Consider the following 12,327-nt stretch of genomic DNA (forward strand, 5'->3'; position numbering starts at 1 on the left):
ATATGGGGCAGAATTTTTCTAAAAAATCCGGTAATGATTTAGTTAGTCGCATTGTTTTTACTATTCTCATTCTTATAGTATGTAGATTTGGGTCTTTTATACCTATACCTGGTATAGATTCAATTGCTTTAAGTAGTGTGGCTGCAAAGAATCAATCCGGAATACTCGGAATGTTTAATATGCTATCCGGAGGATCGCTAGGTAGAATGTCCATTTTTGCTTTAGCAATTATGCCGTATATTACTGCCTCAATTATTATCCAATTAATGTCAGTTGCATATAAACCTTTGGAAAATTTAAAAAAAGAAGGGGAAGTCGGTAAAAGAAAAGTAAATCAGCTATCGAGATATTTAACGGTTCTGCTTGCTTCTTTTCAGGCTTATGGAGTTGCTATAAGTTTAGAGTCGATTGTAACAAATACTGGTCCTGTAGTAATCCTAGCGGGTTTTTTCTTTAGAGTTACAACCGTAATTACTTTAGTTGTAGGCACGATGCTATTAATGTGGTTAGGAGAACAAATTACACAACGCGGAATAGGTAATGGTACGTCTTTAATTATATTTATAGGTATAATTTCAGGAGTACCTAGTGCTATTATTAGTATGTTTGAATTATCAAGAAAAGGAGCATTATCGCCTTTAATAGCGATAGCTGTTTGTATTGGAGTAGTTGTATTAATAGCTATAATTATATTTTTTGAAAGAGCCCAAAGAAAATTATTGGTGCAGTATCCTAAAAGACAAGTAGGAAATAAAATTTATGGAGGCGAAGCAACCCATATGCCTCTCAAGTTAAATACTTCTGGTGTAATACCTCCAATATTTGCTAGTTCAATTTTACTATTTCCTGCTACGCTTGCTAATTTTTCTAATAGTAATTCAGAAGCTATGGGCATGCTTACTTATTACTTAGGGCATGGAAAACCTGTATATATTTTATTATATGTAGCATTAATTATGTTTTTTAGTTTTTTTTATACTGCAATAGTATTTAATTCTGAAGAAACTGCTAATAATTTAAGAAAATACGGTGCTTATATTCCAGGTAAAAGACCAGGAAAAAATACGTCTGATTATTTTGATTATATACTTACAAGGCTTACGGTTATAGGTGGGATATATTTAAGTGTAATATGTGTAATTCCGGAGCTATTAATGAATAAATATGTAATCTCTCTTTCTTTAGGAGGTACGAGTTTTTTAATTGTAGTGAACGTGGTACTTGATACTATGACTCAGATTCAAACTTACTTATTTAGTAGTAAGTATGAAGGTTTAATGAAGAAAGTAAAATTAAAAAATTAAAAATGAGCTTAAATAGTGATAGTAATTTTTTTAGGTCCTCCAGGAGCGGGAAAGGGCACACAAGGAAAAAAGATAGCTAAAAAAATTGATTTACCACATATAGCAATCGGTGATATATTTAGAACAATTATTAAAACATCAACTAGTGAAGCAGAGTTAATTAATAATTATGTTAAGCAAGGGGAGCTTATCCCTAATGAAATAGTTAATCAAGTAATCAAAAATTTTTTATTATCCTCTGAATATAAAAACGGCTACATATTAGATGGATATCCGCGTAATTTAGAACAAGCGAAATTTTTTGAATCATTTATTAAAGAAAAAATTAAAATAATATATTTTGATGTTTCAGATGAATTATTAATTAAAAGAATTTTAGGAAGATATAGTTGTAAAAATTGCGGTAAAATATATAATAGGTACTTCTTGCAGCCTAAAACTGATAATGTATGTGATGTTTGCGGTTCAAGTACATTTGATTATAGAAAAGACGATAATGAAGAAGTAATAAAAAAAAGAATTGAAGTATATAAAACAGAAACATATCCGTTAATAGATTATTATAAAAATAGTGGTAATTTTTATATAGTTAATGGAAGTAAAAATGAACAAGAAATAGAAATTGATATACAGAAAATACTAAAAATAAATTGACTTTATCAAAGATTTTTATATTATTTTTTAGTTACCAGTAAAATTTTGGAGATTATTTGTGGCAAGAATTGCAAGTGTTAATATTCCTGATAATAAACGTTTAGTTGTGAGTTTAACTTACATTTATGGTCTTGGGCCTACTATGGCAGCAGAGATCTGTAATAAAGCAAAAATATCGAAAGATAAAAAAGTGAAAGAACTGACAGATCAAGAGTTAATAGGCTTACGTAATATTATTGAAAGTGAGTATAAAGTTGAGGGTGATTTAAGACGAGAAATTACGCTTAATATTAAGAAAAAGAAAGATATAAGATGTTATCAAGGACTTAGACATATACGTAAGTTGCCGGTGAGAGGACAGAACACGCATTCTAATGCTCGAACTAGAAAAGGTAAAGCTATTGCGATAGCCGGAAAGAAAAAAGCTGTAAAATAATAGTTTAAGTATAGAGTATAAATAATGAATCAGACGGTTAAAGTTAAGAAAAAGAAAAAAACTATCACTCTTGGTGTTGTGCATATCCGGGCATCATTTAATAATACTATAGTAACATTTACTGATATCCAAGGTAATACTATTTCTTCTGCATCGGCAGGAGGTAATGGGTTTAAAGGGGCAAGAAAAGCAACACCTTATGCAGCTCAAGTAACAATTGATAGAGCATCGGAAAAAGCAAAAGAATATGGTCTAAAAACTATTTCTATTAGGATTGGAGGACCGGGGGCTCAGCGTGAATCAGCAATGAGAGCTTTATTCGGACAAAATTTTGTGGTTACATCAATTTTAGATGTATCGTCAATTGCTCATAATGGAGTAAGACCGCCAAAAAGAAGAAGAGTATAAGAGAATCATAGGTATTAAATGTTATCGTTAAGTAAAAATTGGAATACTTTAATAAAGCCGAATAAAGTCGCTTATGAAAATTTTCCAGAAACCAATAATAAAGCTAAAATTGTAGTTGAACCTTTAGAAAGAGGTTTTGGTTTAACACTCGGTAATGCTATGAGAAGAGTATTACTTTCTTCTTTACAAGGAGCAGCTATCACGTCTATAAAGATCCCTGCTATAGAACATGAATTTTCTTCTATACCCGGTGTAAAAGAAGATGTATCGGAAGTGATTTTAAACATTAAAGGTATTGAAGTAAAAATGCATGTTGCAGAAAAACGTATCATAAAATTAAAAGCAACAGGACCTTGTGTTGTAACGGCCGGTATGATTGAAACAGGTCATGATGTAGAAATACTGAATCCGGATCATGTAATTTGTGATCTAGCTAAGGACAAGCAGCTTGAAATGGAATTAACTTGCAAGGTTGGTAAAGGATATGTACTTAGCACAAATAGTTATGAGGATAATTTACCTATTGGTGAAATAGCTATAGATGCTTTATTTAATCCGGTAAAGAGTGTTACTTATAAGGTAGAAAATACTAGGGTAGGTCAGGTTACCGATTATGATAAATTAATTATGTTTGTAGAAACTAATGGTGATGTATTACCTGAAATGGCTGTAGGTTTAGCTGCACGTATTTTACAGGAGCAATTACAATTATTTATTTCTTTTGAAGAACAGGAAGAAGATAAGCAAGTTAAAACTGATGCTTTACCATTTTCACCTTATTTACTTAAGAGAGTTGATGAATTGGAATTATCGGTTAGATCGGCAAATTGTTTGAAAAATGATAATATAATATATATAGGGGATCTAGTAAAAAGAACGGAATCCGATATGCTAAGAACTCCAAATTTCGGTAGAAAATCTTTAAATGAGATTAAAGAAATATTGGCAAAATTTAATTTAAGATTCGGTATGGATGTACCGGATTGGCCACCGGAAAATATTCAGGAATTATCTAAACGTTATGAAGATTCTTATAATTAAGGACTAAAAAATGCGACATAAAATTAAAGGTAGAAAGTTAAATGTAACAAGTAGTCATCGGCAAGCAATGCTCGCTAATATGGCTGTAGCACTTGTAACCCATGAACAAATTAAAACTACTTTACCAAAAGCTAAGGAATTAAGACCTTATATTGAAACTCTAATTACTAAAGCTAAAAAAGCTGATTTAATGGTAAGAAGAAGCGTTTTATCAAAAATAAAAGATAAAACAGCAGTAGAAAAGCTTATAAATATTTTAGGTACCAGGTATAAAGATAGACCTGGCGGTTATACTAGAATAATAAAAGCCGGATTCCGTTATGGTGATTTAGCACCGATAGCATATATTGAATTTGTAGATAGAGATATTAATGCTAAAGGAAATATACAGCAAGATGCTAATGAAGAAATTAAAAATTAAAATATAAGGGACTCGGTGATGGCTAATCATTCTTCAGCAAAAAAAGCTGCTAGACAAACAGTAAAAAGAACTCTAATCAATAAAAAACGATCTAGTGCAATAAAAACTTTTATAAAGAAAGTTGTACATGAAATCAGTCTTGGTAATAAAGAAAATGCTAACATAGCTTTATCTGTTGCTCAGTCTAAGATAATGCAAGGTGTGAAAAAAAATATAATTAAATTAAATACCGCCTCAAGAAAAATCCGCAGATTATCAAGGCAAATAAAAAGTTTGAAAGTAAATAACACTTTATAGTAATTTAAAAGCAAAAACTAATAAAATTTTGCTAAATTATTTATATACTTCTTATGAATTATAAATGATGTTATTTTACTAATTAATAAAAAATATGGGCGATTAGCTCAGCTGGTAGAGTATCTCGTTTACACCGAGAGTGTCGGCGGTTCGAGTCCGTCATCGCCCACCAATCAAAAGTTTTTAGTATTTCAACGATCAAACAATGAATGAAGCTTAAACTCAAGTTTTTCAGTTTTAAATGTTACAATAGTTAAACCTATCAAGAAAAACAGTATCTTTGTGAAATGGCATTTCTAACTAAGTATATATTAGTTAATAATTTAATGCCATTGCTCGAAAATTACAAAGTAATTGACGAAATAATCCAGTACAAAAATACTAAATTTTAGCATTTTTTAGTACTTTTTCTAAATTCCCGGGTTCTTTATTATATGGGTGGAATCAATCTGTGTAATAATGCTATATCGTGGTCAACAAGCCATGGTATGACACTGAATAAATTTCCTGATACATACGAGTTTTTAGAATCTTTCATATACAGCATAATTCATAAAGCTTGATACAAGCGAATTTTGTACTATCGCCTTTGCTCACATATTAATATACGCCTAGCTCGCTCGCCTTGAAATTTATCTTGTCGGAACCTTTCTGAATTCTACTGTAATTCTTTTCCGCATTATTTATTACTTTTGCCGTTATTTTTACTAGATTTTAAAAAAAAATAGCAAAGTATAAATTGTACGAGGAAGTGGAAGTTAAAGCAACTAATAAAGTAAAATGATAGTTGTTTAAATACAATGTAACCAAAAGCTATTAATCTATTTAAAGTTAAAAAATTATTTATTATTACAATTTTAACTTAATAAAAAATAACTTTTATGGAAGATATAGGCTCTGGGAAAAAAGTTTGAAATATACGTTTACGCTAAAAAATTACTTGATAAACTCGAAAATTTACACACTAAAGTACAAAATCCTATTGATATAGAGGAGGTTAAAAAAGGCATTTACTACGCTCGTAAATATCACGGTTCTCAAATATGTCAATCAGGTGATCCTTAGTACTCCCATCCGATTGAGGTGACGATTATGATTGCAGAGTTTGTAGCTGAAGAAGTTCCTAAGCTTTTTACGACCATAATGCTACAAGCTGTGTTACTTCATGATACTATTGAGGATACAGAATTAACTGAAGAAATGATTAACGGCATTTTTGGAGCACAGGAGGTAGCAAAACATGTAGAAGACCTAACTAGAATTAAACCTTATGGGAAAATTACTGCTGACGAAAGCTTAAATCTACTAATTAAACAGCAAAGATATAATACGGCACTTATAAAACTTTTTGATAGAGTCCATAATATACAGACTTTAGGAGCTAAATCACCTGAGAAAGCTAAAAAAATTATTGAAGAGACTTTAATAAATTTTGTAACTATAGCTGTATACTTTAAAATTCCAGTAATAAAAGAAGGGCTCTTATTTTTATGCTATCAGTATCTATATCCTAAAGATTATCAGCTGGAACGGTCACTAACGAAGTTTGAGGATAACTTTCAACCACTTTATCCAGCTTTTCAAAATTATAATATTCCCCACGTAAAACCTATACTTACTGGAATTAATATAAACAATACTCCCCAATTATCAAAATATTTAACTAAAAAAACTAGTCCAAAAGAGGTAATAATATGCATTAAGGCTTGTGATAAAGCAAATAACCAAAATATTAATAACTTAAATTTTATAAGAATTAATGGATATATTTTATGGCATAGATAAGTTAATATTATATATGAACCTAAATTTACTATTGAGACAATAAAATTATTATGTATGATCTGTTCACTGGTGTAACCAAAGGTATTTTTTAATATATTACTACAATGTGAGTAGGTAAAATAAAATGATACCAGGCCATGCAAAATTCAATTAAAAAATAAGCCAAACAGGTTTTTTTATTGACCTTTTCTTGTAGCAGAAAATGTTTTTTTAATTTTTTAATATTTATATCTCCTTTTTCAATAGCATCAGCTAAGCTTTCTTGAAGTTGGTGTTTTGCATCTGCAAATACAGGAGTTTCCTATAAAGTAGTTCGTGCAGTTAGTCCAATCACGGCAATAACTTCTCCCATCCAAAAGGCTATACGCCAACTAAAACTATAGCTGGTAACTATAGATGCTATACTGAGTGCTGCAACGCCTCCTACAGTAGATGCTGTGACAATCATAGCCACGCTTGAATATTGAGTAGGAGGTTTTGTGATTTCGGTTAAGTAAATTTGAGCCCCCATAATCTCGCCCATTGATTAGATCCCTTGAGCAACTCTACATAATGTTATAACTATAGTAGCAGCTATACCTATTTCTGAGTAAGGAGCAAGAGTCGCTGTAATAGTAATTGCCATAATAGCTGTGGTGATAATAGCAGTTGCTTTTCTGCCTATATTGTCACCACTCCAACCAAATATTATACCCCTACCGGTCTGAAAGTAGAACAAAACGCAAAAGCATTAAGAAGTGAATTAACAAAAGGATCATACTTAGGAAAAAATAAATCATTTAAAAGTATTACCATATGCACGTAAAGCATTAGGTCAAAATACTCAAGAAATATACCAATAGATAAATAGTCCTATTGCTTCTTTTTGCTTATGTGTTAAGCTTCTTTGTTCTTTCTCATAGCCGAGTATAATTTCTTTACAAAAGTTAAATTGTAAAGAAATTATACTGTTTTATATAAAAGTCAATAGGAAATTTTGCTAAGAAGTCTATTGATGATTTCCTATTTTACCTTATTAACCCTAAATCTTTTTTTCAATTCTTTTTATATAATTATTTGGCGTACCTGTATTTTTATTAGAAATAGTATTATTAATTAATTGTTTCCCAATTCTATTTACTATATTTTCTGTGCCGCTTAGTTCTAATTTCTTTTTTTACTGTATCGTTTTGTATTCCTTATGATCGTTAGTATTTGTATTTTCAACTGTTTTTGTTAACACGCTTTTATGCGTAGTTATTTGTTTCGGTTGTTTATAAAAAGGACTATGTGCCCTATCTATATCTTTTATATCTACTATTATATTTTGTGATGTTATTTCTTCACTAAGCTGATTAAATCGCTGTTGTTTTTCTTGATCGGTAAATCTAAAGTAATTCTTATCTTGTAGTAATGCGTTTAATGCTACAGTTTGAATAGTGTGTTTATATCCTATCTCTGCTAATGCTTGTATATTTTTATAATTACCTATATCTGCTTTTTGTGTTTCTTGATTAATATTATGGTTTAGCTCCTTAATTAACTTTATCCTATCTTGGATCTGATTGACCGAATCTTTAGAACCTTTTAATGATTGTAATCCTATATTTATTGATGAAATTATTTGTGCTACATTATTACCGACTATTCTAGTGAGTGTGGCATATTTATTTTCTTCTTTTATAGGTCTTGCCATTCTATTCGCTCCATTTGTATGCCTTTAATCTGTTTTAGGGTGCATTATAGATAATTATTAAAATTTGTTAATAGTTATCTATAATTAAATTACTTAAAATGCAAATTTAAGGTAAATCTTTATCATGAATTAGTGTTAATAGCAAAGAGAGATAAATAATAACATAAACTAACTAAAAGTGATTGTATTATTAAAAAATTCATATATTAATTAAAATACAAAGTTATTTATTAATCATTATGTCAAATACACCTAAGTTAGAAAATCACTATAATAAATTGTTACAAGATATTATGCTTAAAACATTAGAGCAGAATCAAATTGTAGAAACCTATTTAATACAAGAAGATTTTAGTAGTACTTTAGATGAGCTGCAAAAAATAAACGCAAAGCTTGAATAATATTGTAAGGTTTTTGCTCTGCTTGAAAGAATTAAAACCGAATTAGCTGAAGAAGATAAAGTATATAACTAATTTATATAAAAGGTGCAAGCCGCATTTCGCCTTTTATATTCAATAATAATTTCCTGCTTCAACTTCTAGCTTTTTAAAAGGTGATATACCGAGTCTATACCCTATAATAATAGGAATTACTATTATCAACAATCCTAAATTATTAAAACGTTCTGTTAAATAAACAAGCCCAAAAGAACTAATTACATACATAGCGGCTCTTGAATAAGCATATATAAAGCTAGCATAGGTAAATCATTTTAAAATCGGAAAACTTTTATAAAATATTGGAATTGCCGGGGATTCACTTGGAGAAAAAGTCACTACAATTAGTGGAATTAAGAGAATTTGCTAACCTTGCGTTATATTATCTAATATTAATGGACTAGAATAGAAGAAAAGTTAAAAATATTACTAATTGCATTTATAGCATAAACACGTAAGTGCTAGTGCTACAAAAAATTCTACTATAGCAATTTGTATTAAAAAATAATAAATTGCAGTCTTCTTATTAACTTTTTCCTGCCATACAGGATTATTTTTTATCTTTGCTACATCAATTATATTACTATCTTTTATCGTTTCTTGTATTCTACGCTTAGCATCAACAAAATCCGGTGTTTCTTGCAAAGTAGTCCTAGCAGCACTACCTATTAATGCAATTCCTGCACCTACCCAAAATGCGATACGCTAATTAAAGTCATAGGATGTAACTAAGGTTTCTACGCCAAGGGCCACAGTTAATCCTAAGCTAGCACACACCCCTACAAATGCTACGGCAGGAAAGCGTTTAGGAACTCCAACAGATTCCGTTAAATATAATTCTGCTCCTACTCTTGCTCCCATGGATGACATACCTTGCACTATACGGCATATTGTTACTATACAGGCGGCAACTAGCACCTACTTGGGCATAAGTAGGAAGATTAACCATAACGATGCAAGAAAATGACATTAAAATAGTGGTAATAATAACTGTGGATTCTCGACCTATATTATCAGCCAAATAATAAACTCCTAAGGGTATAAAAATAAAAGTAGAACAAAAAGAAAAAACTGCAAGAAGTCGATTAACGTGAGTATCATATTGCGGAAAGAAAAGCTCATCAATTAGTACTGCCATATGAACATATAACATAAGATCAAAATATTCTCAAAAAGTACCTATAGATAGTAAGCCTATGCCTATAGCCCGTTTTTGTTCTCTGTTTAAACTTTTTTTTCGTATCCCAACACAATTTTTGCTAAAAAGTTAATTTATAGAAAGGTTATATTGAGAAGATTTCAAGTCAAGTGAGAAGATTTCAAGTCAAGGCAAAAGTTACAATGTTTTATGATTATACTTATTTAAAACTTCTTTGACTAATGAAGTTGTTATTTTTCTTTTGGAAATTAAAGCAAAATAGTTAATATTGTCTAATATTTCTATAATTTTCGAATATTCCCTAGGCAAATTTACTAAAAGAAAATCTATTATTTGTCGGGATATTGTTACCGAAGAAATAGCAAAATGCTTAAATATTAGAATTTTGATTAATTCATCGTCAGGTGAGTTTAATAGAATACTAAGTACTGATTTAATACGTGAAGATAAATCGGGTAAAGTAAAATTTCTGCTTTTATCAGATGCGGTAAGTAAAAGATATTTTTGTTTTTCGTTAATAATATTAAATATATGAAGTAATGTCGGCTCTTGCCAGTTTTCAATATCTTCAATGATGAAAGCATTATATTTTTCTGAAATTTCTTCATTAAAAAAAATATCTTTAATAATATATGCATTGCTTAAATTTTGCCATATTTTGGTTAAATAAGTTTTGCCTGACGAAGAAGGTCCTTTAATTAATAAAGTAAATTTATAAGGGTTAACGCCAAAGCCGTACTGCCAATTTTTTATAATATTATAAGCTTGATCGTTAGAACTAGAAACAATAAATTCATCAGGATGATATTTACTAGAAGTAGTAAAACGAAATATATATTGCTGCACTGTTATAAGAATTTTTTAGTCGTCTATTCGGTAGAATTTGCTAGATTTATAAAATTTAATTAGATTCAAAAGTAAAATTTTTGTAATCCCTGCAATCGGTATAGCAAAAAATATTCCAATAATTCCAAATAAACTGCCGCAGGCAAAAATTGAGAATATAATCCAAAGAGGATGCAACCCTATTTTATCACCGATAATTTTAGGGGTGAAAATATAAGACTCGCAAATATTTCCAACTAGATAAATTATCATTATATATAGTAATTTAGTAGTTACACCAAAAGTTAAATAGCCGATAATTAGAGTTAAAAGAAACGATATAAAAGTACCAAGGAAAGGAATAATAACTAAAAATCCTGTTAAAATGCCAAGTAAAAGAGCGAGATCAATACCTATTACGGTAAATGCAATACTATAATAAGTAGATAATAATAAGCAAATATTTAGCTGTCCTCTTATGTAAGCAGATAACAGATTATTAATTGCCGATAATATTTCAAGGATTTTCGGTCGGGTTTTTATAGGTAATAATGATTTCATGTTTGCAATAATTTTAGCCCAATCACGTAGGAAATAGAATAATATTATAGGTATAAGTAAAAATAAAATAAATATGTTAATAGTTATAATAGTATAACGCCAAAAATTATTAGCAATACTGCCAAGTATAGTAAATATACTATTTATAAAATTGCTTAAAGAATTCTTGATTTTATCGGCAATATCAGGTTCTATCGAATAAATTTTTACCATTATAGGCGGTAATATTTCTGTCTGTAAATAATTGTTATATTTTGGAATATTATTTATAAAAGTAAAAATTTGTCCATAAATTATCGGCACTAAAATAGTTAAGCTTAAGAAAAATATGCTCAAAAATATCAGATAAATTATGCTTGATGCAAATTTATTTGATATTTTAAATTTTGATGCGATAAAACCTATAGCAGGTTGTAGTAAGTAAGATATTATAAATGCGATAAAAAATGGTTTTACTGCGTCTGAAATTAGCATAAAACCGCTGATAAAAAGCCCTAAAAAAACTAGCCAAAATATAACGGTTCTATTCATTATTATTTTCCTCATTTTCTATACGAAGATCAACTCTAGGAGTTCACAAGGCGAAGATCACAGCGTATACTTAATACGTGAGAATTGAAGCTCTTGTAAAACGATGACGCCAATTTTTGAAGTTGAACGAGTATTAAGGTTTTTTAACTACTTGTACGGTAGCAGGACGAAGTAGTCTATCTCTAATTTTATATCCTGATTGCATTAAAGTAATAATACTATTCGGTGCATGATCAGGATGTTCTATCTGTGCAATTGCATTATGTAAATTATAGTCGAACATTGATCCTATTTCCGGCTTTATTTCTTCAATATGATGTTTATGAAAGACTTTGTCTAGCTCGTCTTTAGTCATCTGAACGCCTGCAATAATATTTGTGACTTCTACATCAGAATTTGCCGGTTTATGTGCTAATGCTCTTGAAAGATTATCACTAACATTTAGTAGTTCTTTAGCAAATGTAGCAATTGCATAATCTTTTGCTTCGTCACGTGCTTTTTCTAAACGCTTTCTTGTATTGTCTATTTCAGCAGTAGTTCTTATTAACTTATCTTTTAGCTCTTCAATCTCGGCTTTTAACGCTGTTATCTCCGGATTTGCTGTTTCAACTATCTCTTCAGCAATATCATTTATTGTTTGTTCATTATTTTCTATATTATCGTCTATCATATTCTTTACTTTATATTTATGTTCTTTTTTAAGATATATATAGATATAATAAAAATTTTTTCAATGGTATACTCGTTTAATTTGAAAAATTGGCGTTGTTGTTTCGTATTTTTTTATCCTCAC

16 protein-coding genes, 1 tRNA gene and 3 pseudogenes are annotated in these 12,327 nt (G+C 29.6%); 10 read left to right on the forward strand and 10 right to left on the reverse strand.

What is annotated here, in order from left to right; genetic code table 11:
• Positions 1-2 precede the first annotated feature (2 nt).
• The 9 genes and pseudogenes from secY to WSW_RS1000000114155 all read left to right on the forward strand — a co-directional run.
• Entirely contained in the window at positions 3-1,304 is a 1,302-nt protein-coding gene (gene secY / locus WSW_RS0105960; protein ID WP_016917439.1) for a preprotein translocase subunit SecY, read from the forward strand.
• Between the two features lie 15 nt (positions 1,305-1,319).
• A complete protein-coding gene (locus tag WSW_RS0105965; RefSeq protein WP_014273683.1) occupies positions 1,320-1,958 on the forward strand; it encodes an adenylate kinase in 639 nt (212 codons plus the stop codon).
• A gap of 58 nt (positions 1,959-2,016) precedes the next feature.
• Entirely contained in the window at positions 2,017-2,394 is a 378-nt protein-coding gene (gene rpsM, locus WSW_RS0105970; RefSeq protein WP_016917440.1) for a 30S ribosomal protein S13, read from the forward strand.
• Between the two features lie 24 nt (positions 2,395-2,418).
• Positions 2,419-2,802: a 30S ribosomal protein S11 gene (gene rpsK / locus WSW_RS0105975; protein WP_008580920.1), complete on the forward strand. Its 384-nt coding sequence runs from the start codon at positions 2,419-2,421 to the stop codon at positions 2,800-2,802.
• Between the two features lie 18 nt (positions 2,803-2,820).
• Positions 2,821-3,843 (forward strand): DNA-directed RNA polymerase subunit alpha, encoded by a 1,023-nt coding sequence (locus WSW_RS0105980; RefSeq protein WP_016917441.1) that lies wholly within the window; start codon positions 2,821-2,823, stop codon positions 3,841-3,843.
• Between the two features lie 10 nt (positions 3,844-3,853).
• Positions 3,854-4,264, forward strand: a complete 411-nt coding sequence (rplQ, locus tag WSW_RS0105985; RefSeq protein ID WP_004997844.1) for a 50S ribosomal protein L17 — start codon at positions 3,854-3,856, stop codon at positions 4,262-4,264.
• Positions 4,265-4,282: 18 nt separating this feature from the next.
• A complete protein-coding gene (rpsT, locus tag WSW_RS0105990; protein WP_016917442.1) occupies positions 4,283-4,561 on the forward strand; it encodes a 30S ribosomal protein S20 in 279 nt (92 codons plus the stop codon).
• Between the two features lie 96 nt (positions 4,562-4,657).
• A tRNA-Val gene (locus WSW_RS0105995) sits at positions 4,658-4,733 on the forward strand.
• A 709-nt stretch (positions 4,734-5,442) separates the two neighbouring features.
• Positions 5,443-5,999: pseudogene (locus tag WSW_RS1000000114155) on the forward strand (HD domain-containing protein); the annotation flags it as partial.
• A gap of 648 nt (positions 6,000-6,647) precedes the next feature.
• Here the strand turns inward: WSW_RS1000000114155 and WSW_RS0106005 are convergent.
• The 4 genes and pseudogenes from WSW_RS0106005 to WSW_RS01000000108615 all read right to left on the reverse strand — a co-directional run bounded on the left by WSW_RS0106005 (position 6,648) and on the right by WSW_RS01000000108615 (position 8,021).
• A complete protein-coding gene (locus tag WSW_RS0106005) occupies positions 6,648-6,869 on the reverse strand; it encodes a hypothetical protein (RefSeq protein ID WP_029375018.1) in 222 nt (73 codons plus the stop codon).
• A gap of 3 nt (positions 6,870-6,872) precedes the next feature.
• Positions 6,873-7,064: a hypothetical protein gene (locus WSW_RS1000000111755; protein ID WP_029375019.1), complete on the reverse strand. Its 192-nt coding sequence runs from the start codon at positions 7,062-7,064 to the stop codon at positions 6,873-6,875.
• Positions 7,034-7,256, reverse strand: a pseudogene (locus WSW_RS1000000114000) (hypothetical protein). The gene WSW_RS1000000111755 and the pseudogene WSW_RS1000000114000 overlap by 31 nt, the downstream one beginning before the upstream one ends.
• A gap of 246 nt (positions 7,257-7,502) precedes the next feature.
• Complete coding sequence (locus tag WSW_RS01000000108615) at positions 7,503-8,021, reverse strand: hypothetical protein (protein WP_016917443.1); 519 nt, start codon at positions 8,019-8,021, stop codon at positions 7,503-7,505.
• Between the two features lie 239 nt (positions 8,022-8,260).
• Between WSW_RS01000000108615 and WSW_RS1000000109640 the strand changes: the two are divergent.
• Positions 8,261-8,494, forward strand: a pseudogene (locus tag WSW_RS1000000109640) (hypothetical protein).
• Positions 8,495-8,533: 39 nt separating this feature from the next.
• Here WSW_RS1000000109640 and WSW_RS0106025 read toward each other — a convergent pair.
• From WSW_RS0106025 to grpE, 6 genes are all read right to left on the reverse strand, one after another.
• On the reverse strand, positions 8,534-8,686 hold the full coding sequence (locus tag WSW_RS0106025; RefSeq protein ID WP_016917444.1) for a hypothetical protein: 153 nt from the start codon (positions 8,684-8,686) through the stop codon (positions 8,534-8,536).
• 201 nt (positions 8,687-8,887) lie between these two features.
• The gene (locus tag WSW_RS1000000109645; RefSeq protein ID WP_016917445.1) at positions 8,888-9,103 is read right to left on the reverse strand and encodes a hypothetical protein; all 216 of its coding nucleotides are present in this window, start codon (positions 9,101-9,103) and stop codon (positions 8,888-8,890) included.
• A 60-nt stretch (positions 9,104-9,163) separates the two neighbouring features.
• Positions 9,164-9,376, reverse strand: a complete 213-nt coding sequence (locus WSW_RS1000000109650) for a hypothetical protein (RefSeq protein ID WP_238528539.1) — start codon at positions 9,374-9,376, stop codon at positions 9,164-9,166.
• 418 nt (positions 9,377-9,794) lie between these two features.
• Positions 9,795-10,463, reverse strand: coding sequence for an HdaA/DnaA family protein (locus WSW_RS0106040; protein ID WP_016917446.1), 669 nt, complete (start codon positions 10,461-10,463; stop codon positions 9,795-9,797).
• 15 nt (positions 10,464-10,478) lie between these two features.
• Complete coding sequence (locus WSW_RS0106045) at positions 10,479-11,534, reverse strand: AI-2E family transporter (protein ID WP_016917447.1); 1,056 nt, start codon at positions 11,532-11,534, stop codon at positions 10,479-10,481.
• Positions 11,535-11,667: 133 nt separating this feature from the next.
• A complete protein-coding gene (grpE, locus tag WSW_RS0106050; RefSeq protein ID WP_014392612.1) occupies positions 11,668-12,204 on the reverse strand; it encodes a nucleotide exchange factor GrpE in 537 nt (178 codons plus the stop codon).
• Positions 12,205-12,327 lie beyond the last annotated feature (123 nt).

Source organism: Rickettsia honei RB, assembly GCF_000263055.1.
GTDB lineage: Bacteria > Pseudomonadota > Alphaproteobacteria > Rickettsiales > Rickettsiaceae > Rickettsia > Rickettsia rickettsii.

Coding starts and splice junctions, on each gene's coding strand:
- WSW_RS0106045 (WP_016917447.1), bottom strand. CDS start 11,534: ATGAATAGAACCGTTATATTTTGGCTAGTTTTTTTAGGGCTTTTTATC.
- WSW_RS01000000108615 (WP_016917443.1), bottom strand. CDS start 8,021: ATGGCAAGACCTATAAAAGAAGAAAATAAATATGCCACACTCACTAGA.
- rpsT (WP_016917442.1), top strand. CDS start 4,283: ATGGCTAATCATTCTTCAGCAAAAAAAGCTGCTAGACAAACAGTAAAA.
- grpE (WP_014392612.1), bottom strand. CDS start 12,204: ATGATAGACGATAATATAGAAAATAATGAACAAACAATAAATGATATT.
- WSW_RS0106005 (WP_029375018.1), bottom strand. CDS start 6,869: ATGGGCGAGATTATGGGGGCTCAAATTTACTTAACCGAAATCACAAAA.
- rplQ (WP_004997844.1), top strand. CDS start 3,854: ATGCGACATAAAATTAAAGGTAGAAAGTTAAATGTAACAAGTAGTCAT.
- secY (WP_016917439.1), top strand. CDS start 3: ATGGGGCAGAATTTTTCTAAAAAATCCGGTAATGATTTAGTTAGTCGC.
- WSW_RS0105980 (WP_016917441.1), top strand. CDS start 2,821: ATGTTATCGTTAAGTAAAAATTGGAATACTTTAATAAAGCCGAATAAA.
- WSW_RS0106025 (WP_016917444.1), bottom strand. CDS start 8,686: ATGTATGTAATTAGTTCTTTTGGGCTTGTTTATTTAACAGAACGTTTT.
- rpsK (WP_008580920.1), top strand. CDS start 2,419: ATGAATCAGACGGTTAAAGTTAAGAAAAAGAAAAAAACTATCACTCTT.